Consider the following 24,692-nt stretch of genomic DNA (forward strand, 5'->3'; position numbering starts at 1 on the left):
GCCTCACGGCGGCCCCAGCACCGCCAGTGCCGCGGCCGCCGTGAGGCCGGCCCCCCTCAGCCAGATGCTCATGGACGAGATCCTGCGCGGTGCCGCGCGGGCCCATCCGGGGGACCCGGCCAATCCCCCCGAAGGGCTGATTCGTCAGCTCAGCACGCGCCGCAGCGCACGCCGGGCGCGGTCGGGGGCGGTCCGGTCGCCGAAGAGCTGGACGGCGTGGTTGAGGGAGAAGTAGATCCCGTTCAGCTCGAAGACCAGTTGCTCGGGGTCGGTGCCGGGCGGCAGTTCGCCGAGTTCCACGGCGGCCCGGATGTCGCGGGTCAGCCGGCGGCGCCAGACGGTGTAGAGCCGGGCGACCGCGTCCCGTACCGGCCCCTCGCGGCCGTCGAACTCTACGGCAGAGGCGGTGAACAGGCAGCCGCCGGGGAAGGCCTCGCGTTCGCGGTCCAGGTAGGTCACCCACGCCTCGCAGATCGCGGTCAGCCGGGCGAGCCCGGGAGCGGCTCCCGCGGCGGGCACCCAGACGGCGCGGGTGAAGATCTCCGAGGCCCGCCGCAGGGCGGCGATCTGCAGGGCCTCCTTGGTACCGAAGTGCCCCAGCAGCCCGGACTTGCTGATCCCGAGGTCGGTCGCGAGCCGGCCGATCGTGAGGCCCTCCAGGCCCTCCACGGAGGCGACCGCGACGCTGCGCTCGATGATCCGCTCGCGGGTGTGGCGTGCCTCGGCGGCGGACTTGCGTGGGCTCATGGGGCCATCGTAGCCACCTCTCCCTCTTTAGAGTCCGACCGATCGGTCGCTATAGTTTCGGTCATGACTGCATCCCGTATCGCCGCCCTCGGTCACCACCAGCCGCAACGTGTCCTCACCAACGACGACTTGGCCGCCATGGTCGACACCAGCGACGCCTGGATCCGGCAGCGCACGGGCATCGCGACCCGGCACATCGCCGCCGAGGACGAGACGGTCGCCGACCTGGCGAGCGCTGCGGCGGGCAAGGCGCTCGCCGCGGCGGGCCTGGACGCCGCCGACGTCGACCTGGTCGTCGTGGCCACCTCCAGCGCCGTCGACCGCTCGCCCAGCACCGCCGCCCAGGTCGCGGCCCGGCTCGGCATGACGGCTCCCGCCTCCTACGACCTCAACAACGCCTGCGCGGGCTTCACCACCGCGCTCGCCGCCGCCGACCACTCCGTGCGGGCCGGCGCCGCCCGGCACGCCCTGGTCATCGGCGCCGAGAAGATGTCCGACCTTACCGACTGGAGCGACCGCAGCACCTGCGTCCTGCTGGGCGACGGGGCGGGCGCGGCCGTCGTCAGCGCCGCCGACGCCGCTCCGGGGACGCTCCCCGGCATCGGCCCCGTCGTGTGGGGCTCGGACCCCACCCGCGCCGACGCCGTACGGCTGGCCGGCGCCTGGCAGCCCCGCTTCGCCCAGGACGGCCAGGCGGTCTTCCGCTGGGCCACCACGACCCTCGCCCCGATCGCCGAGGAGGCCTGTGCCCGCGCCGGTGTCGGCGTCGGCGACCTCGGGGGCATCGTGACGCACCAGGCCAACCTGCGGATCATCGAGGGCGTCGTACGCCAGCTGGGGGCCCCGCAGGCGGTGGTGGCCCGGGACGTCGTCGACTCCGGCAACACCTCCGCCGCCTCCGTGCCGCTCGCCTTCTCCAAGCTCGTCGAGCGCGGCGAACTCGCCCCCGGCGCGCCCGTGCTGCTGCTCGGCTTCGGCGGCGGGCTGTCCTGGGCCGGGCAGGTCGTCGGCTGCCCCTGACCCGGGGACGACCGAGGGCCGGTCGGCCGCGTGTGCGGCTGACCGGCCCTCAGGGGTGCGGTACGGCTCAGGCCTTGAGGGCCAGGACGACGTTGTGGCCGCCGAAGCCGAAGGAGTTGTTGATGGCCACGATCGGGCCGTCCGGCAGCTTCCGCGCCTCGGTGGAGACCAGACCGGGGTCGATCTCGTCGTCCAGTTCCGCGATGTTGATCGTCGGCGGGGCGATCCGGTGGTGCAGGGCGAGGACGGTGGCGACCGTCTCGATGCCGCCCGCGCCGCCCAGGAGGTGACCGGTCATCGACTTGGTGGCGGAGATGGCCACGTGGTCGAGGTGGTCGCCGAGCACCTTGCGGAGCGCCTTGACCTCGGCGACGTCACCCTGCGGGGTGGACGTCGCGTGCGCGTTGAGGTGCGCGACCTGCGCCAGGTCCAGGCCGGTCGCGGCGATCAGCTGCTCCAGCGCGGCGGCGATGCCGCGGCCGGTGGGCTCCGGCTGCGCGATGTGGTGGGCGTCGGCCGACAGGCCCTGGCCCAGCACCTCGGCGTAGACCCGGGCGCCGCGCCTGGCGGCGTGCTCGGCCGACTCCAGGACGACGACACCCGCGCCCTCGCCGAGGACGAAGCCGTCGCGGCCCTTGTCGTACGGGCGGGAGGCGCCCTGCGGGTCGTCGTTGTTCTTCGACATCGCCATCATGTTGGCGAAGGCCGCGATCGGCAGCGGGTGGATGGCCGCTTCCGTGCCGCCGGCGATGACCACGTCGGCACGGCCGGAGCGGATCATCTCGTACGCGTAGCCGACGGCCTCGGCACCGGAGGCGCAGGCGCTGACCGGGGTGTGGACACCGGCGCGGGCGTTGACCTCCAGGCCGACGTTGGCCGAGGGGCTGTTGGGCATCAGCATCGGCACGGTGTGCGGGGACACCTTGCGCGGGCCGGACGCCTTGAGGTTGTCGTACTGGTCGAGCAGCGTGGTGACGCCGCCGATGCCGGAGGCGATGACCGCGCCGAGGCGGTCGGGGTCGACCGAGCTGTCCTCACCGGCCTTGGCGGTGAAGCCCGCGTCGGCCCACGCCTCGCGGGTGGCGATCAGCGCGAACTGCGCCGAGCGGTCCAGCTTGCGCGCGACCGGGCGGGGCAGGATCTCCAGCGGTTCCACGGCGATCTGCGCGGCGATGCGCACCGACAGCTCGGCGGCCCAGTCCTGCTTCAGGGGGGTGACGCCGGAACGTCCGGCGATCAGTCCCTCCCAGGTCGACGCGCTGTCCCCGCCCAGCGGAGTGGTTGCGCCGATACCGGTGACGACCACGGTGTGATTGGTCGGGCTCACAGGGATTGTCTCTCCACGTCTAGAAGGGCGGGCGACAGACACGTCGTCCAGGGGTGGCTCAGGCTCAGCCCTGGGCCTTGAGGATGTAGTCGACGGCGTCGCCGACGGTCTTCAGCTGCTTGACGTCGTCGTCCGGGATCTTGACCTCGAAGCGCTCCTCGGCGGCGACGACGACCTCGACCATGGACAGCGAGTCGACGTCCAGGTCGTCGGTGAAGGACTTGTCCAGCTGGACGTCCTCGGTCGGGATGCCGGCGATCTCGTTCACGATCTCCGCGAGACCCTCGACGATCTCTTCCTGGGTGGCCATGGCGGCGCTCTCCTTCTTCGTGCTGGTTACTACGGGCTGCGGCGGGCGGGAGTGCGCGCCGCGTGAGTGTTGCCTAGGGGAGGGTAACGACAGTGGCGGCGTAGACGAGCCCCGCCCCGAAACCGATGATCAAGGCCGTGTCGCCGCTCTTGGCCTGTCCGGTGGCGAGCAGGCGCTCCATCGCGAGCGGGATCGACGCGGCGGAGGTGTTGCCGGTGGTCTCGATGTCGCGGGCGACCGCGACGTGCTCCGGCAGCTTGAGCGCCTTGATCATCGAGTCGATGATGCGCATGTTGGCCTGGTGCGGGATGAAGACGTCCAGGTCGTCCGCGGTGATCCCGGCGGCGTCCAGCGCCTCCTGGGCCACCTTGGCCATCTCGAACACCGCCCAGCGGAAGACCGTCTGGCCCTCCTGGGTGATCGCGGGGAACTTCAGCTCCCCGTTCTCGTCCACCGGCAGCTGCGCGACGTCGCCCACACGGAAGCGGTCCCACGCCACGGTCTGGGTGATGGTCCCGGACTTGTCGCCCTCCGAGCCCCAGACGGTAGGACCGATCTCCGGCTCGTCGGCCGGGCCGATGATGACCGCGCCGGCGCCGTCGCCGAAGAGGAAGGCGGTGGCACGGTCCGTCTTGTCGGTGAGGTCGCTCAGCCGCTCGACGCCGATCACCAGGACGTGCTTGGCGCTGCCCTCGGTGACCATGCCCTTGGCGAGGGTCACGGCGTACGTGAAGCCCGCGCAGCCCGCCGAGATGTCGAACGCGGCCGGCTTGCCGGCGCCGATGCGGTGCGCGATCTCGGTCGCGACGGCCGGGGTCTGCTTGAAGTGGGAGACGGTGGCGACGATGACGCCCCCGATGTCCTCGGCCGAGATCCCCGCGTCGGCGATGGCCTTGCCCGCCGCGATGACCGACATCTCGGCGACCGTCTCGTCCGGGCCGGCCCAGTGCCGGGAGGCGATGCCGGAGCGCGAGCGGATCCACTCGTCGCTGGAGTCGATGGTCTCCAGGATCACCTCGTTGGGCACCACCCGGGTCGGCCGGTAGCCGCCGACGCCCATGATGCGCGCGTACGGGGAGCCCTTGCTGGGCCTGATCTTCGCCATGTCTGCGGGGACTCCTTATTCCTGGGGGCCGTGCTCGGCCACGATCGCGCGGGCGGCGTCGAGGTCGTCCGGGGTCTTCAGGGCCAGGGTCGCGACGCCGGGCAGCGCGCGCTTGGCCAGGCCCACCAGGGTGCCACCCGGAACCAGCTCGATGATCGCGGTGACGCCCATGTCCTTGAAGGTCTCCATGCACAGGTCCCAGCGCACCGGGTTGGACACCTGCGTCACCAGGCGGGAGACGATCTCGGCGCCGGAGGCGACGACCGCGCCGTCGGTGTTGGACACGTACGGCAGCGCGGGGTCGCCGACCTGCAGCGTCTGCGCCAGCTCCTCCAGCACGGCCACGGCCGGGGCCATGTGGTGGGTGTGGAACGCGCCCGCCACCTTCAGCGGGATGACCCGCGCCTTCTCCGGCTTGTCCGCGGTCAGCTCCGCGAGCTGCTTCGCCGTGCCGGCCGCCACGATCTGACCGGCGCCGTTGATGTTCGCCGGGGTGAGGCCGAGGTTCCCCAGGTGGGCGACGACCAGGTCCGGGTCGCCGCCGAGCACGGCCGACATGCCGGTCTCGGTGATGGCCGCGGCCTGGGCCATGGCGGTGCTGCGGGTGCGGACGAAGGTCATCGCCGCTTCCGCGCTCAGCACGCCGCCGACGGCCGCCGCCGTGATCTCTCCGACGCTGTGACCGGCCACGGCGCCCAGCGCGGAACGCGCGGCGGCCGGGTCGCCGAACAACTGCTCCGCCGCGACCAGGCCGGCCGCGACCAGCAGGGGCTGGGCGACGGCGGTGTCACGGATCTCCTCGGCCTCGGCCTTGGTGCCGTAGTGGGCGAGGTCGAGTCCGGCGGTCGAGGACAGACCGGCGAGACGGTCGGCGACACCGGGGAGTTCGAGCCAGGGGTTCAGGAAGCCGGGAGCCTGGGCACCCTGGCCGGGAGCGACGAGTACGAGCACGCTTTCAACTCTCTCTTGAGCGAGGTGATCCCCGCCCGTGGGGACAGGGACCAAGAACCGACGGGCGATTTGTTGGTGTCCCACAAAGGCCCTGATCGCAACTACGGTGTCTGCCCCGCGTCGGAGAGCCGGCCCAGGATGAGCGCGATACGTAGGGTGAATGCGGAGCGCACGTCCGACGGCGACCAGCCGGTGACGTCCGTCACACGTCGAAGCCGGTAGCGAACGGTGTTGGGGTGAACGAACAACATCCGGGCGGCCCCTTCCAGCGACGAGGCCTGTTCGAGGTAGACGGACAGAGTCTCAAGCAGTGCCGAACCAGCTTCCTCCAACGGCCTGTAGATCTCCTCCACCAACTGATCGCGGGCGTGTCGGTCGCCCGCCATCGCGCGCTCCGGGAGCAGGTCGTCGGAGAGCACCGGACGCGGCGCGTCGGGCCAGGCCGCACACGCCCGCAGGCCCGCCGCCGCGGCCTGCGCGGACTTCGACGCCGCCAGCAGGTCGCCCACCACGGGCCCGGCCACGACCGGCCCCGCGGCGAACGGCCCGATCAGCGCCTTGGCCACCCGCAGCGGATCCCCGTCGCCGCCCGCGACCACGATCAGCCGGTCGCCGAGCACTCCGGTGAGCACCTGCAGCTTGGCGTGCCGCGCCGCCCGCCGGATCGCCTCGACGGTGAGCTCGCTGTCGCCGTTGGGTGCCGTGCCCAGCACCACCGCGATCTTGTCGGGGGAGCTCCAGCCGAGCGCCGCCGCCCGCGACAGCACGCCCTCGTCCGCCTCGCCGGACAGCACCGCGTTGACCACCAGGGACTCCAGCCGCGCGTCCCAGGCGCCGCGCGCCTCGGCGGCCTGGGCGTAGACCTGGGCCGTCGCGAAGGCGATCTCCCGTGCGTACACCAGCAGCGCCTCGCGCAGCACCGACTCGTCGCCGGGGGCGGCGACCTCGTCGATCGCCGCCTCCATGACCTCGATGGTGGTGCGCACCATCTCCACCGTCTGGCGCAGCGAGATCGCCCGGGTCAGCTCCCGCGGTGCGGTGCCGAAGACGTCGGTGCTGATCGCCTGCGGGGTCTGCGGGTGGCGGAACCACTCCGTGAAGGCCGCGATGCCCGCCTGCGCCACCAGCCCGATCCACGAGCGGTTCTCCGGGGGCATGGCCCGGTACCAGGGCAGCTGCCCGTCCATCCGCGCGATCGCGGCCGCCGCCAGGCGCCCCGAGGACTTCTCCAGCCTCCTCAGCGTGGCGGAGTGGGGGTGGTCGCGGGCGGGGTCGAATGCGTTCAGCGCGGGTTCTGGCACGGTACAAGCCTGCCTTATCCGGGCGGATGCATGGCACGGACCCCTCGGCTCCGTGCACCCGTGGCTCAGATACGGCCTCCCGCGGCGGAGTCCGCGGACAGCCGCTGGGCGAGGTAGACGGGGATCACCGACGCGGCGACCAGGACGGCGGCCACCACGTTGACGACGGGTGCCTGCTGCGGCCTGGCCATGTTGCCGAAGATCCACACCGGGAGGGTCTGGACGCCGGGGCCCGCGGTGAAGGTGGTGACGACGATCTCGTCGAAGGAGAGGGCGAAGGCGAGCAGCCCGCCCGCCAGCAGCGCCGTGCGCACCAGCGGGAAGGTGATGTCGCGGAAGACCTGGAAGCTGTCGGCCCCCAGGTCCATCGCCGCCTCCTCGTACGAGCCGGAGGTGCGCCGCAGCCGGGCCACGACGTTGTTGAAGACCACCACGACGCAGAAGGTGGCGTGGCCGACGACGACCGTGAACAGGCCCAGCCCGACGCCGAGCGGCTCCAGCACCGTGCGGAACGCGGTGTTCAGGGCGATGCCCGTGACGATGCCGGGCAGCGCGATCGGCAGCACGACGACGAAGGAGAGCGCCTCCCGCCCGAAGAAGCGGTACCGGGAGACCGCGAAGGCCAGCAGGGTGCCCAGCACCAGGGAGACCGCCGTCGCGCCCAGGCCCGCCTTCACCGAGGTCCACAGCGCGGAGCGGGCGCCGGAGCTGTGCCACGCGTCGGCCCACCAGTGCAGGGTCAGGCCCGAGGGGGGCCAGCCGAAGCCGCGGGCGGCGTTGAAGGAGTTGAGCAGGACGAGCAGCAGCGGCACGTAGATGACGGCGAAGCCCAGCACGGCCGCGAGGCGCAGGACGATGCGGGCGGGACGGGAGAGTTGCATGGTCACGGCCTCACAGACTCTGGAGCGCGCCGGTGCGCCGCATGGCCAGCAGGTAGACGACGATGACCGCGACCGGCACGGTGCCCAGCGCGGCGGCGAGCGGCAGGTCGAGGGTGATGTTGGAGTAGACGACGTTGCCGATCAGCTGGGTCTTGCCGCCGACGATCTGCACGGCGATGTAGTCGCCGAGGCTGAGCGAGAAGGTGAAGACCGAGCCGGCCGCGACCGACGGCAGCACCATCGGCAGCACCACGGACCGGAAGGTGCGCCAGGTGCGGGCCCCGAGGTCGGCGGAGGCGTCCAGCAGGCTGGCCGGCAGCTGCTCCAGCCCGGCGTGGACCGGCAGGATCATGTACGGCAGCCACAGGTAGGCCAGCACCATGATCGTCGCGGGCAGGCCGTAACCGGGCCCGTCCAGGCCGAACGGCCTGAGCGCCCAGTCCAGCGGCCCGTTTTCGGAGAGCAAGATCCGCCAGGCGTACGCCTTGACCAGGTAGCTGGCCCACAACGGGGTGAGCACGGCGACGACCAGCAGGTGCCGGTACCGCGGGGCGGCGACCCGGGCGGTGTAGAAGGCGATCGGGAAGGCGATGACGATGTCGATGACCGTCACCGCGACGGCGACGCCGAGGCTGCGCAGGGCGACGTCCCGGTAGACGCCCGTGGTGAGGACGGTGCGGAAGTTGTCGGTGTTCCAGACCTTGACCACGTCCGAGGTGAAGGCGTCGGTCGTCCAGAACGCGGAGAGGAAGAGCGCGGCCAGCGAGCCCAGGTAGGCGAGGACCAGCCACAGCAGCGGGGCGGACAGCAGCAGCCACAGCCGCAGCCGCGGGCGGCGGTGCAGGGAACCTGCCAGCCGCCGCCCGAGGGCGCCGCTCGTCGTGGTGGACGGGGTGGACGGGGTCGTCACGGGTGGCTCAGCCCTTGATCTCGGTCCAGGCCTGGACCCACTTGGCGTAGGGCACGCAACGGACGTCGGTGCGGCCGTCCAGGCACTGCGGGATGGGCGTGTTCCAGAAGTGGACCTGCTTCCAGTACGGCTCGTCGGCCGCGTGGAAGACCGCGCAGTGGTTCTTGTCCGTGGTCAGGGCGCAGGACTTCTCGTTCGCCGGGGCCTCGCCGAACCACTCGGCGACCTGGGCGTTCACCTTCGGCGAGACGATCCAGTCCAGCCATTTGTAGGCGCAGTTGGGGTGCTGGGCCTTGGCCGAGACCATCCAGGTGTCGGACCAGCCGGTGGCGCCCTCGCTCGGCAGGACCGCCTCGACCGGCGCCTTCTCGGCCTTGGCGAGGTTGGCGATGACCTGCCAGCTGGTGCCGATGACGGAGTCGCCGCTCTTGAAGGCGGAGATCTCCTTCAGGTAGTCGCTCCAGTACTCGCCGACGTCCGCGTTCTGCTCCTTCAGCAGGGCGACGGAGGCGTCGAACTGCTTCTGGTCCAGCGCGTACGGGTCCTTGATGCCCAGCTCCGGCTTGGTCTTCATCAGGTAGAGCGCGGCGTCCGCGATGTAGATCGCGGAGTCGTACGCGGTGACGTGGCCCTTGTAGGGGGAGGCCTCGTCGAAGACCGCCGACCAGGAGGTGGGGGCCGGGGAGACCTTGTCGGTGCGGTACATCAGCAGGTTGGCGCCGCGGCCGTGCGGGATGCCGTAGGCGACCTTGTCGACCGAGTTCCACTTCTGCATCTTCAGGCTGGCGAAGACGTCCTTGTAGTTGGGGACCAGGTCGGTGTTGACCGGCGCCGCGTCGCCCGAGGCGATCAGGCGCAGCGAGGCGTCGCCGGAGGCCGAGACGGCGTCGTACTGGCCGGTCTTCATCAGGCTGACCATCTCGTCGGAGGTGCCCGCCACCTTGGTGTTGACCTGGCAGCCGGTCTCCTTCTCGAACGGGGTGACCCAGTCGACGGACTTGTCGTTGGAGCCGTCCTCGGCGTAGCCGGCCCAGGCGATCAGGTTGACCGCGCCCTCGGTCTTGCCCAGGGCCTTGGGCGCGCTGAGCTTGGGCGGGGTGAAGGCGCCGCCGGAGGAGCCGGCGCCCTTGCCGGGGGAGGACGACCCGCCGCAGGCGGTGGCCAGGGCCAGGACGGTACAGGCTGCGAGGGCACGGGTCAGACGCACGTGGACTCCGTTTCCGGGTGGGGGGACTGGACGGTGACGTTGTGTCGGCGGTGCCACTGGAGGCGGACACGGGTTCCCCGGTAGGCGGCGACGTCGGCCGAGGAGGTCTCCTGGTTCTGCTGCAGGGCGGTCAGCCGGCCGCCCTCGTCGAGGTCGACCAGGAAGCGCGTGGTGTCACCGAGGTAGATGACCTCGGCGACGGTGCCGGAGACGGTGCGCATCCCGCCGCCCGGGGTGTCCGGGGCGTCCGGGGCGTCGGCGGGAGCGCCGGGGCCCAGCAGGCGGATCTTCTCCGGGCGGACGCTGTAGGTCCCGGTGCCGTCGGTCAGCAGGTTGGAGGTGCCGACGAAGCCGGCGACGAAGGGCGTGGCCGGCCGCTCGTACACCTCGGCGGGGGTGCCGACCTGCTCGATCCGGCCCCCGTTGAAGACCGCGATCCGGTCGCTGAGGGTCAGCGCCTCCTCCTGGTCGTGGGTGACGAAGACGAAGGTGATGCCCACCTCGCGCTGGATCGCCTTCAGTTCGACCTGCATCTGCTCGCGCAGCTTGAGGTCGAGCGCCCCCAGCGGCTCGTCGAGCAGCAGCACCCGGGGACGCCCCACCAGGGCGCGGGCCAGTGCGACCCGCTGCCGCTGGCCGCCGGACAGCTGTGCCGGCCGGCGCCCGCCGAACCCCTCCAGCCGGACCGAGGCGAGCGCCGCGCGGGCGCGCTCGGCCCGTTCCGCCTTGGGCACCTTGCGCACCTTCAGGCCGTAGGCGACGTTCTGCTCCACCGTCATGTGCGGGAAGAGCGCGTAGTCCTGGAAGACGGTGTTGACGTCCCGCTCGAAGGGGGCGAGCCGGGTGACGTCCCGGCCGGCCAGCTCCACGGTGCCGGCGGTGGGGGCCTCGAAACCCGCGACCATCCGCAGCACGGTGGTCTTGCCGGAGCCGGAGGGGCCCAGCATCGAGAAGAACTCGCCGTCGGCGATCTCCAGGTCCACCCCGGCGACCGCGTGCACCTGGCCGAAGGACTTGCGCAGGTCCCGCAGGCGTATCGCGGGCGTCCCGGTGTCCGTTTCCTTGGCCGTTCCCTCCATCGGCGGGGAACCTTTCTCTTCGGCTGGAGCGTTGACCGGAAACCTATGAAGTTATATTTCAAAGGACAAGGCCTGACCGGGGTAAAACTTTCCCCAAGTGAGAAGGTGTGCGGGTGAGCAAACTTTCGAATGGCGCACTGCACGCCGTCTTCGCACCGGTCGGCAGCCTCGCCCGGGTCGACGCGGTCGTACGGCGCCTCGCGGACGCCATCGAACTGGGCCTGCTCGCCGACGGCGAGCAGCTCCCCGGTGAGAGCGAGCTCGCCACCCGCCTCGGTGTCTCCACCGTGACCTTGCGCGAGGCCCTCATGGCCCTGCGCCAGCAGGGACTGGTCACCACCCGCCGCGGCCGCGGCGGCGGCAGCTTCGTCACCGCCCCCGACCAGCCGCGCACCGCCCGGCTCGGCCACCGGCTGGCCGACTGGAGCACCGAGGAACTGCGCGACCTCGCCGACCACTGGGCCGCCGTCGCCGGCACCGCCGCCCGGCTGGCCGCCCGGCGCACCGAGCCCGCGGACCTCGCCCCGCTGGAACGCTCCCTGGAGGAGTTCGAGGCCGCCGACGACCTCGCCGCCCGCGGCCGCGTCTACGGCAGGCTCCACGTGGAGCTCGCCGCGGCCGCCCAGTCGGCCCGTCTCACCAAGGAGGAGATCCGTATCCAGGCGGAGATCGGGGCGCTAATCTGTCTCGCACTCGGGGAGGACGACGCCCGCGCGGCGGTCGTCGAGCTGCACCGCGCGCTGCTCCGCGCCGTGCGCGACGGCGACGCGGAGCTGGCCCGGTCCCTGGCCGAACGGCGGGTGCAGGACGCGATGGAGCGTCTGATCGGACTGCGTCTGACCGTCACCGGCTGACCCGGGCGTCCGCACCACCCGTCCTCCCGCACCGGAGGCAGCCGCCGTGGCCGTCAGCTCAACCGCCCTGGTCGACAGCGTCGTCGCCGACGTCGTGGACCGGGTCCGCGGCACCCTGGAGGACGTCTTCGCCGCCGTCGCCCAGGTCGCCGAGCGCACCACCGCCATCGCCGCGGTCCGCGCCGCCGGCCGGGCCCCGACCACCGCCGACCTCGCCGCCCTGCGCCCGCTGCTGCACGAGCGGCTGCGGCGCCGGCACGACCTGATCTCCGGCATCGGCTTCATCGCGGAACCCGGGCTGCTCGGCGACGTACCGGCCTGGCTGGAGTGGTGGCAGAACCACGGGGAGGACGGGCTGCGGCCGCTCCTGCCCGACCTCGACCCGGGCACCTCGGCCTACTCCGACTACACCCACTGGGACTGGTTCGCCCTGCCCCGCGCCACCGGCGAACGCGCCGTGGCCGGACCGTACGTGGACTACCTGTGCTCCGACGAGTACAGCCTCACCCTGTCGGTGCCGGTCCAGCACGCCGGCCGCTTCCTCGGCGTCGCCGCCGCGGACGTCTACCTGCGCCACTTCGAGGCCGCCGTGCTGCCCCTGCTGCGCCGCCTGCCCGCCCCGGCCGCCCTGGTCAACGCCCGCGGCCGGGTCGCCGCCTCCACCGACCCCCGGCACCTGGCCGGCTCGCTCCTGCGCAGCGTCAGCGGCCGGTCCTGCGGACCGATCCCGCTGACGCTGGTCACAGCTCTGCCAGCACCGCCTCCGTGAGCGCCGGCCACAACGGCAGGGCCCACTCGCCGAAGTCACGGTCCGTCAGGACGACGCAGGCGGCGCCGGCGTCGGGGTCGACCCACAGGAAGGTGCCGGTCTGGCCGAAGTGGCCGAAGGTGCGCGGGGAGGACGAGGCGCCCGTCCAGTGCGGGGACTTGTGGTCCCGGATCTCGAAGCCCAGGCCCCAGTCGTTGGGGTTCTGGCCGCCGTAGCCGGGCAGCACGCCCTTGAGGCCGGGGAAGGCGACGGAGGTCGCCGCGGCGACGGTCTCCGGGGCCAGCAGCCGCGGTGCCTGCAGCTCGGCCGCGAAGCGGACCAGGTCGTCGACGGTGGAGACGGCACCCGCGCCGGCCGAGCCCGGGCAGTCGGTGGCGTGCATGCCGAGCGGCTCCAGCACCGCCTGCCGCAGGTACTCGGCGAAGGGGATCTCGGTGGCCTTGGCGATGTGGTCCGCCAGCGCGTCGAAGCCCGCGTTGGAGTAGATCCGCCGCGTGCCGGGGGCCGCCATCACCCGGTGCTCGTCGAAGGCGAGGCCGGAGGTGTGGGCGAGCAGGTGCCGTACGGTCGAGCCCTCGGGGCCGGCCGGTTCGTCCAGCTCGACCGCGCCCTCCTCGACCGCGACCAGCGCCGCGTAGGCGGACAGCGGCTTGGTCACCGAGGCCAGCCGGAAGCGCCGCCCGGTCTCGCCGTACGCTCCCAGGACCGTGCCGTCGCGGCGGACGACCGCCGCCGCGGCCGTCGGGACAGGCCAGTTCTCGATCGCGCTCAGGCTGTTCAGGCTCCGCATGGGCGTGAGCCTAACGAATGGCCTTGCCTGGAGTGCACTCCAGGGTTTTAGCGTGGAACCCATGACCGTGACGCAGGTGGCCAAGAGCAAGCCCGGCAGCGTACACAGCTGCGCCGACGAGCCGCGGCACCCCCTCCCGGACGGCCGGGACCGCTACACGATCAGCGAGGTGGCGGCCTTCACCGGGCTGAGCGCGCACACGCTGCGCTGGTACGAGCGGATCGGGCTGATGCCGCATGTCGACCGCTCCCACACCGGCCAGCGCCGCTTCACCAACCGCGACCTCGACTGGCTGGGCTTCGTCGGCAAGCTGCGGCTGACCGGGATGCCGGTCGCGGACATGGTCCGCTACGCCGAGCTGGTGCGCCTGGGGGAGCACACCTTCCCCCAGCGCCAGGAGCTGCTGGAGTCGACCCGGCGCGACGTGCTGCGGCGGATCGCCGAGCTGCAGGACACCCTCGCGGTCCTCGACCACAAGATCGACACCTACGCTGACGCCCGCCGGGCGTCGGAGAGGGCATGAACGGCATGAGCGACAACAACGAACCGATCGCCAAGGTCACGCTCGGCACCGACGGCCCCCTGGTCGGCGTGCAGGGCCTGGGCTGCATGGGCATGAGCGAGTTCTACGGGCCCACCGACGAGGCCGCGGCCCGGGCCACCCTCGACGCGGCGCTGGACCTCGGGGTCACGCTCTTCGACACCGCCGACGTGTACGGCCTGGGCGCCAACGAGGAGTACCTCGCCCCCTTCGTCCGGGCGCACCGGGACGAGATCACCCTCGCCACCAAGTTCGGCATAGCGCGCAAGGCCGACGACCCGCGGTTCCGCGGGGTGCGCAACGACCCCGACTACGTCCGGGAGGCCGTCGACGGCAGCCTGCGCCGCCTCGGCGTGGACGTCATCGACCTGTACTACATGCACCGCCGCGACCCCGCCGTGCCGCTCGCCGAGTCCGTCGGGGCGATGGCCGAGCTGGTGCGGGCGGGCAAGGTCAGGCACCTGGGCCTGTCCGAGGTGACCGGGGCCGAGCTGCGCGAGGCGCACGCCGTGCACCCGATCACGGCCGTGCAGTCGGAGTGGTCGCTGTTCAGCCGGGACGTGGAGGTCTCGCTGACCGGTGCCGCCGCCGAGCTGGGGGTGGCGCTCGTGCCGTACTCCCCGCTGGGCCGGGGCTTCCTGACCGGATCCTTCCAGGACGCCTCCGAACTGTCGGCGGACGACTTCCGCCGGCACCAGCCCCGCTTCAGCGGGGAGAACGCCAAGCGCAACCTCGACCTGCTGGAGCCGCTCCGCAAGGTCGCGAAGGCGCACGGCGCCACGCCCGCCCAGATCGCCCTCGCATGGGTGCAGCAGCGGGCGCAGGTCCACGGGCTGACCGTGGTGCCGATCCCGGGCACCCGCAAGGCCGAGCGCCTGCGGGAGAACACCGCCGCCACCCGGATCGTGCTGGACGGGACCGAGCTGGGCTGGCTGGAACCGATCGCCGGGCAGGTCGCGGGGGACCGCTACCCGGACATGTCCTCCACGTCGGCGGCGCGCGAGTAGCCGTCCCGGTCCAGGGCGGGCCGCGTCCGCGCGGCCCGCTGGACCGCCGCGAGGACCGCCGCCGCCAGCGGCAGCGACTCGTGGACGAGGCCGTACCCGAGGCCGAACACGACGGTCGCGGGGTCGTCGTCGGGGTTGCCGGAGCGGTGGCCGTCGGCGTCGCGCGGCAGCAGCCGCAGGTGCCCGCCGAGCATCTCGGGGGAGCGCCAGTCGATCCCGGACAGCCCGTCGACCGGGAAGTGCTGGTCGCCGGCCTTCCACTTGGCCGTCGAGGCGCCCGTCCAGAACCAGCGGAAGGACACCGTCCCGCCGTCGAAGGAGGCCTTGCCGTCGTACGCCTTGAAGGACAGGGGCGCGGACGGCACGTCCACCAGGTGGCGCGGGGCCGGTTCCGCGTCCGCGCCGCCGCCGGCCGTCGCGATCGCGGACAGCAGTTCCCCGGCGTAGTACTCGGCGAGCAGTTCCCGCTCGGCGGGCAGCACCAGGCGGTAGGGGTCGGCGTTCTCCTTGAGCTGGCCCTTCGCGGCCTCCATCAGCGGATCGGCGCCCCGCCGCGGGAGCATGCGCAGCGCGATGGCGCCGCGCCGCCCCGGGACCAGTTCGACGCCCGCGAGGGCCTCGTAGGGGACACGCCGCCGCCCCAGGGTCTGCAGCAGCTTCGAGTTGCGCATCCCCCGCTCGTAACGGATGAGCACCGCATCGGCATCGAACTCCCATACGGCGTTGGATCCGGCCAATACGTCACCCATACGGGTCATCGTAGGCCGCGTCGCCGTTTCGGGAACCGGCCGGGCGCGGCCGGACTAGGCCACGTCCGCCGTGCACGCGCTGCCGTCGGCGCACCGGACGTCCGGGTAGCGGCCGAGGGCGATGCTGGTGAAGTTGGCGAGGCTGTCGGTGCCGGAGCGGAAGTAGCCCGCGTGTCCCTCGGCGTCCTCGGAGGTCACCACGCGGGCGCCGAAGGACCGGGAGACGGGGTCGGCGCCGTGGCCGAGCCCGGCGAACTCCATGTGCGGCACGTCGCCGATCCAGTCGGTGCTGTCGCGGGTGGCCCACACCCGGGCGGCCGTGCCCAGGTCGGCCGCCTTGTCCACTCGCATGCCGGGGCTGCCGAAGACGGTGATGTCGGAGACCCGGCCGGTCGGCAGGTCCGGGGCGGCGACACCGCACAGCACCGAGCCGTAGGAGTGGCAGAACAGCGAGACGCTGCCGCGTGCCGGCAGTGCCCGCACCAGCGCGGCCAGCCGGACGGCGCCCTGCTCCGCCAGTTCCCCGGTGGAGGCGTCCAGGCCGACGCCCTGCGGGGTGGTGTAGTCGGCCCAGGCGATGACGGCCGTGCGCCTGTGCGGGGCGGCGGCGTGCTCGGCGGCGTACAGCGAGCGGGCCATGCCGACGGGGGCGCGCGTCGGGTCGTCCTCGCGTTCGAAGGAGAGCACGTCGGTGTCGACCCCGGGCACGACGAGCGACACCCGTTCGGCGGCGCCGAGGTCGCCGAAGACCTCCGCGGCCCGGCCGCGGCCGGTGGGGTCGAAGGCGAGGATCTGCCGGCCGCCGTCGAGCAGGGAGGCGTACCGCTCGGCGCGCTGGGCGGCGTCCTGGCGGCCCTCGGCGGTCAGCAGGGAGCTGTGCGAGCGGGCGGTCTCCTGGGCGCGGGCCGTGCCGAGCGAGCGCCGGTTGGCCTGGTAACGCAAGGCGATCGGGGCGCCGTTGAGGTTGCCGACGACGAGCGGGTAGCGGACGGCGAGCCGCTTGGCCCCGTCCGGCCCGACCGAGGCGAAGAAGCGCGCGATGACGCCGGGGGCCGCCTGGGGGTCGGGGAGCGCGCGCCCGCCCACCGAGCCGTGCCGCCACGCGGCCGTGGCCACCGCCAGCGCGTCCCCGCCGCCCTTGTGGTGGCGCAGCGCGGTCCAGCCGGTGGTCGCCAGCATGACGAAGACCACGGCCAGGGCCAGGAGGGCGCGCAGGGAGGGGGAGCTGAAGCGCTCGTCGACGAGGTTCACTGGGGGACACCCTAGGAGACGCCGGAGATCCCCTGCGCACCCCGTGACCCAAGTCACGTTTGGAACAAGGAGATTCCGGACACACCCTGGTGTTCGGCCCAGGGCCGTGCCAGGACCGGGACGAGCAGGTCAAGGTGTTCCTCGGTGATCCGGCGGATGGACTCCACGCTGGTCTCGTCACCGTCGCCCCACAGCCGCTGGGCCACCCGGATGACCCCGCCGACGGCCGCCACCAGGACCCGCGGTCGCGGGTCCGCCGGGTCCAGGCCCTCGCGGGCGGCGATGACCGAGGCGAGCCGTTCCTCGACGAGCGCCGAGTGGCGCATCTGGGCGGACAGCAGCGGCGGCGTGGACTCGATCACCCGGTACATCGCCATGTACGTGGACAGCGGCACGACGGCGGCGATGACGGCGCTGATGCTGTGCCAGGAATCGTCCAGCGCCGCGCGCAGCGCCACGAAGGGCGGTTCGCCGGCCGGCCGCTCGGCCACCGCGGTGACGAAGGCCTCCTCGACGCTGTCCTCCAGTGCGAGCGCGACCTCCTCCTTGCCGGCGAAGTAGCGGAAGAAGGTGCGCTGCGAGACCTCCACCTCGGCGGCGATCTCGTCGACGGTCGTGCGTTCGTACCCCTTGAGGACGAACAGCTCGATCGCGGCCCGTATGAGCGCGTCGCGCGTCCGCTGCTTCTTGCGTTCGCGCAGTCCGCACACGGGCGTCGCGCGCATCGCGTGCTTCATCTGCCGTCCACCTCCAGGGGGCACCACGATACTTGCGGTGCCCCCTGACAGTTACCGACGGATGACTGCTTTGGTCAAATGTCAGGGGCTGACATAATCTCTTGCCCATGACCCAAGCCTCCGTCGTCACCGACAAGGGCCCGGACTCGATACCGGCGCCTTCCAAGAAGCCCCTGCGCGGCCACCCCTGGCTGACCCTGTTCTCGGTCGCCATCGGCGTCATGGTGGTGGCCCTGGACGGCACGATCGTCGCCGTCGCCAACCCGGCCATCCAGGCCGACCTCGGTGCCTCCCGCGAGCAGATCCAGTGGATCACCACCGGCTACATGCTGGCCCTGGCGGTCTCGCTGATCACCGCGGGCAAGCTCGGCGACCGGTTCGGGCACCGGCAGACCTTCCTCGTCGGCCTCGCGGGCTTCGCCGTCACCTCCGGTCTGATCGGCGTGTCCAGCGGCGTCGGCATGGTGATCGCGCTCCGCGTCCTGCAGGGCGTGTTCGGCGCGCTGCTCCAGCCCGCCGCGCTCGGCCTGCTGCGCGCCACCTTCCCGGCCGAGAAGCTCAACATGGCCATCGGCATCTGGGGCATGGTCATCGGCGCCTCCACCGCCGCCGGGCCGATCGCCGGCGGTCTGCTGGTCGAGCACGTCAGCTGGGAGTCGGTCTTCTTCATCAACGTGCCCGTGGGTCTGGTCGCGCTGGTCCTGGGCCTGGTCATCCTGAAGGACGTACGGGCCGAGAACGCGCCGCGGTCCTTCGACGTCCCCGGCATCGTGGCGCTCTCCGGTGCGATGTTCGGCCTGGTGTGGGGCCTGATCAAGGCTCCGGAGTGGGGCTGGGGCGACCCGCTGACCCTGGGCTTCCTGGTCGGCTCGGTGCTGCTGTTCGTCCTGTTCGCGTTCTGGGAGACCAAGGCCTCCGAGCCGCTGATCCCGCTGCGGATGTTCCGCTCGGTGCCGCTGTCCGCGGGTACCGCGCTGATGGTGCTGATGGCCTTCGCCTTCCTGGGCGGCCTGTTCTTCGTCACCTTCTACCTGCAGAACGTGCACGGGATGTCGGCGGTGGAGTGCGGTGTCCACCTGCTGCCGCTCACCGCGATGATGATCGTCAGCTCGCCGGTCGCCGGTGCGCTGATCACCAAGTTCGGCCCGCGGGTGCCGCTGGTCGGCGGCATGGTGTGCACGGCGGTCGCCATGTTCGGGATGACCGGCCTGGAGGCGGACTCCGGCACCCTGGTCATGTCCGTGTGGTTCGCGCTGCTGGGCCTTGGCCTGGCCCCGGTGATGGTCGGCGCCACCGACGTCATCGTCGGCAACGCGCCGCTGGAGCTGTCCGGCGTGGCCGGCGGCCTCCAGGGCTCCGCGATGCAGGTCGGCGGCAGTCTGGGCACCGCCGTCCTCGGTACGGTCATGGCGTCCCGTGTGGACGGCCTGCTGCCCGAGAAGTGGGCCGCGGCCGGGCTGCCCCCGCTCAAGGGCGAGCAGGCCGCACAGGCCGCCGACGCGGTCGTGGTCGGTGTGCCGCCGGTCGCCAAGGACACCCCGGCCGAGATCGTCGCGGTGATCACGAAGATCACCAACGAGACCTTCCTCTCGGGGATGGGGCTGGCCTTCACCGTCGCCGGCATCGTGGCCGCCTTCGCGGCGGGCATCGCCTTCCTGACCAAGCGCGGCGTCAACGCGGACGCCGCCGGCGGCGGGGTGCACATCTGACGCCGGACGATTCCCTATCCGGGTGAACGAGGCCCGGGGCCCTTGGCGGCCCCGGGCCTCGCCGTTCACCGTGGAGCTCCGACCACCACGGGGGAGTGATCCACATGCGCAACGCAGCCCTGACCCTTGCCCTGACCACGGCCGTCGTGGCCGCAGCGGCCCTGGCCGCCCCGGCCCCGCACGCGACGGCCGCCCCCGCGGGCGGCTGTGACCCCGGGGAGCTGTGCCTGTGGAGCAGACCGGACTACCGCGGGGCGCGCCTGGTCCACGAACTCGCCGACACCGACGTCAACTCCTGCGTGCCGCTGCCGCCCGGGACGTCCGCGAAGTCGTTCGTCAACCGGACCCGCAAGCTCGTGACGACCTACCAGAGCGCCGAGTGCTCCACCGAGGGCGACTTCGTGACGTTCCCGTCCGGCACCTGGGTCCCGGAGTCCCGGCACACGGTCCGCGCCTTCCAGATCGTCGACCAGTGACACGAGCCCGCGGGGAGCCGGGAAAGGCCGGGGCCCCCGTCGCGCGGTCGCGCGACGGGGGCCCCGGCCTTCGACGACGGCGTTACGCGTCGCCGCCCGCGGCGCCGGGGTCGGCGGCGGCGACGTCGAGCAGCTGGTAGCGGTCGATCGCCTGCTTCAGCACGGAGCGGTCGATCTTCCCCTCCTTGGCGAGCTCGGTGAGCACGCCGAGGACCACCGACTGGGCGTCGATGTGGAAGAACCGGCGCGCCGCGCCACGGGTGTCGGCGAAGCCGAAGCCGTCGGCACCGAGGGACTGCCAGGTGCCCGGCACCCAGCGGGAGATCTGGTCCGGGACGGCCCGCATCCAGTCCGAGACGGCCACGAACGGGCCCTCGGAGCCGCTGAGCTTCTGCGTCACGTACGGGACGCGCTGCTCCTCCTCGGGGTGGAGCAGGTTGTGCTCCTCGGCCTCGACGGCGTCGCGCCGCAGCTCGTTCCAGGAGGTCGCGGACCACACGTCGGCCCGGACGTTCCACTCCTCGGCGAGGATCTTCTGGGCCTCCAGCGCCCACGGCACGGCCACGCCGGACGCCAGGATCTGCGCCGGGATCGCGCCCGCCTCGGCGGTCCGGTACCTGTACAGGCCCTTGAGGATGCCCTCGGTGTCCACGCCCTCCGGCTCGGCCGGCTGCACGATCGGCTCGTTGTAGACGGTGAGGTAGTAGAAGACGTCCTCGTTCGCCTCGGGGGTCCCGCCGTACATGCGGCGCAGACCGTCCCTGACGATGTGCGCGATCTCGAAGCCGAACGCCGGGTCGTACGCGACGACGGCCGGGTTGGTCGAGGCCAGCAGGTGCGAGTGGCCGTCGGCGTGCTGCAGGCCCTCACCGGTGAGGGTGGTGCGGCCCGCCGTGGCGCCGAGCACGAAGCCGCGCGCCAGCTGGTCGGCCATCTGCCAGAACTGGTCGCCGGTGCGCTGGAAGCCGAACATCGAGTAGAAGACGTAGACCGGGATCAGCGGCTCGCCGTGCGTGGCGTAGGAGGACCCGGCGGCGATCAGCGAGGCGGTGCAGCCCGCCTCGGAGATGCCGTCGTGCAGCATCTGCCCGGTCGGGGACTCCTTGTACGCCAGCAGCAGCTCGCGGTCGACGGACTCGTACGTCTGGCCCAGCGGGTTGTAGATCTTGGCCGACGGGAAGAGCGAGTCCATGCCGAAGGTGCGGTACTCGTCGGGGGCGATCGGCACGAAGCGCTTGCCGATCTCCTTGTCCCGCATGAGGTCCTTCAGCAGCCGGACGAAGGCCATCGTGGTGGCGATCGTCTGCTGGCCGGAGCCCTTGCGGGTGCCCGCGTAGGCCTTGTCGTCCGGCAGTGCCAGCGGCTTGGCGCGCACGACGCGGGTCGGGACGTAGCCGCCCAGGCCCTTGCGCCGGTCGTGCATGTACTGGATCTCCTCCGAGTTCCGGCCCGGGTGGTAGTACGGCGGGGCGCCGGACTCCAGCTCCTTGTCGGAGATCGGCAGGTGCAGCCGGTCGCGGAAGCGCTTGAGGTCGTCGACCGTCAGCTTCTTCATCTGGTGGGTCGCGTTGCGGCCCTCGAAGTTCGGGCCGAGCGTCCAGCCCTTGACGGTCTGCGCCAGGATCACGGTCGGCTGGCCCTTGTGCTCGCGGGCCGCCTTGTACGCCGCGTAGATCTTGCGGTGGTCGTGGCCGCCGCGGCCCAGGTGCAGGACCTGGTCGTCGGTGAGGCCCTCGACCATCTTGCGCAGCCGGTGGTCGTCACCGAAGAAGTGGTCGCGGATGTACGAGCCGGTCTCGGTGGCGTAGGTCTGGAACTGGCCGTCGGGCGTGGTGTTGAGCTTGTTCACCAGCACGCCGTCGCGGTCCTGCGCGAGCAGCGGGTCCCAGGTGCGGTCCCAGATCAGCTTGATGACGTTCCAGCCGGCACCGCGGAACTGCGACTCCAGCTCCTGGATGATCTTGCCGTTGCCGCGCACCGGGCCGTCGAGCCGCTGCAGGTTGCAGTTGACGACGAAGGTCAGGTTGTCCAAGCCCTCACGGGCGGCCAGGGACAGCTGGCCGAGCGACTCCGGCTCGTCCATCTCGCCGTCGCCGAGGAAGGCCCACACGTGCGACTGCTCGGTGTCGGCGATGCCGCGCGCCTGCAGGTAACGGTTCATCCGGGCCTGGTAGATCGCGCCCAGCGGGCCGAGGCCCATGGAGACGGTCGGGAACTCCCAGAAGTCCGGCATGAGCCGCGGGTGCGGGTAGCTCGACAGGCCGTACGGCGCCTTGGACTTCTCCTGGCGGAACGCGTCGAGCTGGGTCTCGGAGAGCCGGTCCAGCAGGAAGGCACGGGCGTACACGCCGGGGGAGGCGTGGCCCTGGAAGAAGATCTGGTCCCCTCCCTTGCCGTCGTCCTTGCCCCGGAAGAAGTGGTTGAAGCCCACGTCGTACAGAGAGGCGGAGGAAGCGAAGGTGGCGATGTGCCCGCCGACGCCGATACCCGGACGCTGCGCCCGGGACACCATGACCGCCGCGTTCCAGCGGGTCGCGTTCAGGATGCGCCGCTCGATGTCCTCGTTGCCGGGGAAGAACGGTTCGTCCTTGGTCGCGATGGTGTTGACGTAATCCGTGCTGCGCATCTCGGGCACGGCAACCCGCCGCTCGCGGGCTCGCTCGATCAGGCGGAGCATGAGGTAGCGGGCGCGCTCGCGTCCGCGCTCGTCGATGGCGGCGTCAAGCGAGTCGAGCCATTCCGCCGTCTCCTCGGGATCGAAATCCGGGACCTGGCTGGGAAGGCCGCCAATGATGATCGGGTTGCGATCTGATCCGGAAGCCACGCTATTCCTTCGCTTCTAGGGTCTTGCTCTGCTGGGTCGCGCCGCCTCCATCGTGTACCGCGCGTTCGGGATACGTCATCTCTACTGAGTGGTAACCACCACTAAGTGAGACAGACCCCTCTTCCAGACCCTCTTGAGGCTCTCGCATGGCTGTCCGGCGGCCGTACGACCAAACCGCAACTCTACGCCCACTCGGACGTACGACCGACCGCAACCCCGATTCGGGAGAAACCCTGGCATAGTGGAGTGAGCCACGTCACCCCTCACGGTTCGGGTTGCGGTGACACGTCAACGTTTGGGCGGGATGGGCGGCTGGGTACTTGCGCGATCCGCCGCGCCCGTGTGGACTACCGCCCATAACCCCGCACAGGAGCGGGAAGACAACCCCCATGACAGGAGGCAGAGCGTGAGCGCGACCGCGGGCCACGCGGAGGAGCAAACCAACCCGGCGAGCCGGCTTGGTTTTGAGCCCGGACAGGTGGTCCAGGAGCTCGGCTACGACGATGACGTCGATCACGAGCTCCGTGAGGGTATTGAGGGGATCACGGGCGAAGAGCTCGCGGACGAGGAGTACGACGACGTCGCCGACGGCGTCATCCTCTGGTTCCGTGATGATGACGGCGATCTGACCGACGCCCTGGTCGACGCCACGTCCGCCATCGATGAGGGCGCCCAGATCTGGCTCATGACCCCGAAGACCGGCCGTGACGGGCACGTCGAGCCGAGTGACATCGGAGAGGCCGCGCAGACCGCCGGCCTGGCTCAGACCAGCAGTGTCAACGTCTCCAAGGACTGGACCGCCAGTCGACTGGTGACCCCCAAGACGGCGAAGGCCGGCAAGCGCTGAGGCGTTCCTGACCGGCACCGCGCCCCCGTGACCGAGCGTCGCGGGGGCGCCTCGCATTGCCCCGGCGGGGCGGTGCGAGACTGGCCGCGGGGCCCGCGCCGCGGGTCCCGTCACCGTCACCGGAGAGGTGTGTCCACCATGGCGCTCGCCGTAGGCGAAAAGGCCCCCGACTTCGAGCTGCGGGACCAGCACGGCCGGACCGTGCGGCTGTCCGACTTCCAGGGCTCCAGGAACGTCGTCCTGCTCTTCTTCCCCTTCGCGTTCACCGGGGTCTGCACGGGCGAGCTGTGCGCGCTCCGCGACGAGCTCCCCGCCTTCCAGAACGACGAGGTCCAGCTGCTCGCGGTTTCCAACGACTCGATGCACACCCAGCGCGTCTTCTCCGAGCAGGAGGGCCTGGAGTACCCGCTGCTGTCCGACTTCTGGCCGCACGGCGAGGTCTCCCGGGCCTACGGCGTCTTCGCCGAGGACAAGGGCTGCGCGGTGCGCGGCACCTTCGTCATCGACAAGGAGGGCGTGGTCCGTTGGACCGTCGTCAACGGCCTGCCGGACGCCCGTGACCTGAACGAGTACGTCAAGGCGCTCGAAGCCCTGTAGTCCTGGGGAACCGGGTACTAACCTCAGGGCGTTGATCCTGATACGAGCAGCACGCGATGACATGGGAGGACTCGTGGGAGTCAGCCTCAGCAAGGGTGGCAACGTATCGCTGACGAAGGAGGCCCCCAACCTCACGGCCGTCATCGTCGGCCTCGGCTGGGACGCCCGCACCACCACGGGCGCGGACTTCGACCTCGACGCCAGTGCCCTGCTCACCGGCACGGAGGGCAAGGTCCTCTCCGACCAGCACTTCGTCTTCTTCAACAACCTCAGGAGCCCCGACGGCTCCGTGGAGCACACCGGCGACAACATCACCGGTGAGGGCGAGGGGGACGACGAGCAGATCAAGGTGAACCTGGCCGGCGTGCCGGCCGAGGTCGCCAAGATCGTCTTCCCGGTGTCGATCTACGACGCCGAGAGCCGGCAGCAGTCGTTCGGCCAGGTCCGCAACGCCTTCATCCGCGTCGTCAACCAGGCCGACGACAAGGAGCTGGCCCGTTACGACCTCACCGAGGACGCGTCGACCGAGACGGCGATGGTCTTCGGCGAGCTGTACCGGCACGGCGCGGAGTGGAAGTTCCGGGCCATCGGCCAGGGATACGCGTCCGGCCTGCGCGGCATCGCGCAGGACTTCGGCGTCAACGTCTGATTCGCCGGGGCCTCGCGGTCCGCGTCCGGCGGACCGCGAGCCCCGCGGGGGAGG

Annotated in this window: 25 protein-coding genes; 10 read left to right on the forward strand and 15 right to left on the reverse strand. The window is 71.7% G+C overall.

What is annotated here, in order from left to right; all coding sequences use genetic code 11:
- Nucleotides 1-144: 144 nt before the first annotated feature.
- The gene (locus PV350_RS24325) at nucleotides 145-747 is read right to left on the reverse strand and encodes a TetR/AcrR family transcriptional regulator (RefSeq protein WP_499511707.1); all 603 of its coding nucleotides are present in this window, start codon (nucleotides 745-747) and stop codon (nucleotides 145-147) included.
- A gap of 63 nt (nucleotides 748-810) precedes the next feature.
- Here PV350_RS24325 and PV350_RS24330 point away from each other — a divergent pair, with 63 nt between their 5' ends.
- Entirely contained in the window at nucleotides 811-1,767 is a 957-nt protein-coding gene (locus tag PV350_RS24330) for a beta-ketoacyl-ACP synthase 3 (protein ID WP_500336066.1), read from the forward strand.
- Between the two features lie 67 nt (nucleotides 1,768-1,834).
- Here the strand turns inward: PV350_RS24330 and fabF are convergent, their stop codons facing one another.
- The 9 genes from fabF to PV350_RS24375 form a co-directional block, all read right to left on the reverse strand.
- Nucleotides 1,835-3,094: a beta-ketoacyl-ACP synthase II gene (gene fabF, locus PV350_RS24335; protein WP_499511705.1), complete on the reverse strand. Its 1,260-nt coding sequence runs from the start codon at nucleotides 3,092-3,094 to the stop codon at nucleotides 1,835-1,837.
- Nucleotides 3,095-3,158: 64 nt separating this feature from the next.
- Nucleotides 3,159-3,404, reverse strand: a complete 246-nt coding sequence (locus tag PV350_RS24340) for an acyl carrier protein (protein ID WP_326576364.1) — start codon at nucleotides 3,402-3,404, stop codon at nucleotides 3,159-3,161.
- A gap of 73 nt (nucleotides 3,405-3,477) precedes the next feature.
- On the reverse strand, nucleotides 3,478-4,509 hold the full coding sequence (locus PV350_RS24345) for a ketoacyl-ACP synthase III (protein WP_499511704.1): 1,032 nt from the start codon (nucleotides 4,507-4,509) through the stop codon (nucleotides 3,478-3,480).
- Nucleotides 4,510-4,524: 15 nt separating this feature from the next.
- On the reverse strand, nucleotides 4,525-5,460 hold the full coding sequence (locus PV350_RS24350; protein ID WP_499511703.1) for an ACP S-malonyltransferase: 936 nt from the start codon (nucleotides 5,458-5,460) through the stop codon (nucleotides 4,525-4,527).
- A 101-nt stretch (nucleotides 5,461-5,561) separates the two neighbouring features.
- Nucleotides 5,562-6,761, reverse strand: coding sequence for a PucR family transcriptional regulator (locus tag PV350_RS24355; RefSeq protein WP_499511702.1), 1,200 nt, complete (start codon nucleotides 6,759-6,761; stop codon nucleotides 5,562-5,564).
- Nucleotides 6,762-6,826: 65 nt separating this feature from the next.
- A complete protein-coding gene (locus PV350_RS24360; RefSeq protein WP_499516823.1) occupies nucleotides 6,827-7,642 on the reverse strand; it encodes an ABC transporter permease in 816 nt (271 codons plus the stop codon).
- A 10-nt stretch (nucleotides 7,643-7,652) separates the two neighbouring features.
- Nucleotides 7,653-8,552, reverse strand: coding sequence for an ABC transporter permease (locus tag PV350_RS24365; protein WP_500336069.1), 900 nt, complete (start codon nucleotides 8,550-8,552; stop codon nucleotides 7,653-7,655).
- Nucleotides 8,553-8,559: 7 nt separating this feature from the next.
- A complete protein-coding gene (locus PV350_RS24370; RefSeq protein ID WP_499511700.1) occupies nucleotides 8,560-9,759 on the reverse strand; it encodes an ABC transporter substrate-binding protein in 1,200 nt (399 codons plus the stop codon).
- A complete protein-coding gene (locus PV350_RS24375) occupies nucleotides 9,750-10,838 on the reverse strand; it encodes an ABC transporter ATP-binding protein (RefSeq protein ID WP_500336072.1) in 1,089 nt (362 codons plus the stop codon). Before PV350_RS24375 ends, PV350_RS24370 begins: the two co-directional genes overlap by 10 nt.
- Nucleotides 10,839-10,945: 107 nt before the next feature.
- On the opposite strand from PV350_RS24375, the gene PV350_RS24380 reads away from it, so the two are divergent.
- Both PV350_RS24380 and PV350_RS24385 read left to right on the forward strand, forming a co-directional pair.
- Nucleotides 10,946-11,692 (forward strand): FadR/GntR family transcriptional regulator, encoded by a 747-nt coding sequence (locus PV350_RS24380; RefSeq protein ID WP_500336074.1) that lies wholly within the window; start codon nucleotides 10,946-10,948, stop codon nucleotides 11,690-11,692.
- A gap of 46 nt (nucleotides 11,693-11,738) precedes the next feature.
- Nucleotides 11,739-12,461, forward strand: a complete 723-nt coding sequence (locus PV350_RS24385; protein WP_499511697.1) for a cache domain-containing protein — start codon at nucleotides 11,739-11,741, stop codon at nucleotides 12,459-12,461.
- Here the strand turns inward: PV350_RS24385 and PV350_RS24390 are convergent.
- Entirely contained in the window at nucleotides 12,433-13,251 is an 819-nt protein-coding gene (locus PV350_RS24390; protein WP_499511696.1) for a serine hydrolase domain-containing protein, read from the reverse strand. The genes PV350_RS24385 and PV350_RS24390 overlap by 29 nt on opposite strands.
- A gap of 61 nt (nucleotides 13,252-13,312) precedes the next feature.
- Between PV350_RS24390 and PV350_RS24395 the strand changes: the two genes are divergently transcribed.
- The gene (locus PV350_RS24395) at nucleotides 13,313-13,774 is read left to right on the forward strand and encodes a MerR family transcriptional regulator (protein ID WP_499511695.1); all 462 of its coding nucleotides are present in this window, start codon (nucleotides 13,313-13,315) and stop codon (nucleotides 13,772-13,774) included.
- Nucleotides 13,775-13,779: 5 nt separating this feature from the next.
- Nucleotides 13,780-14,799 carry an aldo/keto reductase gene (locus PV350_RS24400; RefSeq protein ID WP_500336090.1) on the forward strand — a complete coding sequence of 340 codons (1,020 nt, stop codon included), beginning with the start codon at nucleotides 13,780-13,782 and terminating at the stop codon, nucleotides 14,797-14,799.
- Here the strand turns inward: PV350_RS24400 and PV350_RS24405 are convergent.
- From PV350_RS24405 to PV350_RS24415, 3 genes are read right to left on the reverse strand one after another with little or no spacing between them, the layout of a single operon-like run.
- Nucleotides 14,760-15,548 carry a DUF4429 domain-containing protein gene (locus PV350_RS24405; protein ID WP_500336076.1) on the reverse strand — a complete coding sequence of 263 codons (789 nt, stop codon included), beginning with the start codon at nucleotides 15,546-15,548 and terminating at the stop codon, nucleotides 14,760-14,762. The two genes, PV350_RS24400 and PV350_RS24405, sit on opposite strands and share 40 nt — an antisense overlap.
- A 54-nt stretch (nucleotides 15,549-15,602) precedes the next feature.
- The gene (locus tag PV350_RS24410; RefSeq protein ID WP_500336078.1) at nucleotides 15,603-16,799 is read right to left on the reverse strand and encodes an alpha/beta hydrolase; all 1,197 of its coding nucleotides are present in this window, start codon (nucleotides 16,797-16,799) and stop codon (nucleotides 15,603-15,605) included.
- Between the two features lie 53 nt (nucleotides 16,800-16,852).
- Nucleotides 16,853-17,536: a TetR/AcrR family transcriptional regulator gene (locus tag PV350_RS24415; protein WP_499511692.1), complete on the reverse strand. Its 684-nt coding sequence runs from the start codon at nucleotides 17,534-17,536 to the stop codon at nucleotides 16,853-16,855.
- Nucleotides 17,537-17,643: 107 nt separating this feature from the next.
- Here PV350_RS24415 and PV350_RS24420 point away from each other — a divergent pair, with 107 nt between their 5' ends.
- Together PV350_RS24420 and PV350_RS24425 are read left to right on the forward strand one after the other, a co-directional pair.
- On the forward strand, nucleotides 17,644-19,245 hold the full coding sequence (locus tag PV350_RS24420) for an MFS transporter (RefSeq protein ID WP_500336080.1): 1,602 nt from the start codon (nucleotides 17,644-17,646) through the stop codon (nucleotides 19,243-19,245).
- Between the two features lie 104 nt (nucleotides 19,246-19,349).
- Entirely contained in the window at nucleotides 19,350-19,721 is a 372-nt protein-coding gene (locus tag PV350_RS24425) for a peptidase inhibitor family I36 protein (RefSeq protein ID WP_500336082.1), read from the forward strand.
- An 82-nt stretch (nucleotides 19,722-19,803) separates the two neighbouring features.
- Here PV350_RS24425 and aceE read toward each other — a convergent pair whose 3' ends face one another.
- The gene (gene aceE, locus PV350_RS24430) at nucleotides 19,804-22,545 is read right to left on the reverse strand and encodes a pyruvate dehydrogenase (acetyl-transferring), homodimeric type (RefSeq protein WP_499511689.1); all 2,742 of its coding nucleotides are present in this window, start codon (nucleotides 22,543-22,545) and stop codon (nucleotides 19,804-19,806) included.
- Nucleotides 22,546-22,951: 406 nt separating this feature from the next.
- Between aceE and PV350_RS24435 the strand changes: the two genes are divergently transcribed.
- From PV350_RS24435 to PV350_RS24445, 3 genes are all read left to right on the forward strand, one after another.
- Complete coding sequence (locus PV350_RS24435; RefSeq protein WP_026250565.1) at nucleotides 22,952-23,392, forward strand: DUF3052 domain-containing protein; 441 nt, start codon at nucleotides 22,952-22,954, stop codon at nucleotides 23,390-23,392.
- 138 nt (nucleotides 23,393-23,530) lie between these two features.
- Nucleotides 23,531-23,989: a peroxiredoxin gene (locus PV350_RS24440; RefSeq protein ID WP_499511688.1), complete on the forward strand. Its 459-nt coding sequence runs from the start codon at nucleotides 23,531-23,533 to the stop codon at nucleotides 23,987-23,989.
- A 73-nt stretch (nucleotides 23,990-24,062) separates the two neighbouring features.
- The gene (locus tag PV350_RS24445; RefSeq protein ID WP_499511687.1) at nucleotides 24,063-24,638 is read left to right on the forward strand and encodes a TerD family protein; all 576 of its coding nucleotides are present in this window, start codon (nucleotides 24,063-24,065) and stop codon (nucleotides 24,636-24,638) included.
- Nucleotides 24,639-24,692: the final 54 nt, after the last annotated feature.

Source organism: Streptomyces sp. PA03-6a, assembly GCF_033792765.1.
In the GTDB taxonomy this organism is placed as follows: Bacteria; Actinomycetota; Actinomycetes; order Streptomycetales; family Streptomycetaceae; genus Actinacidiphila.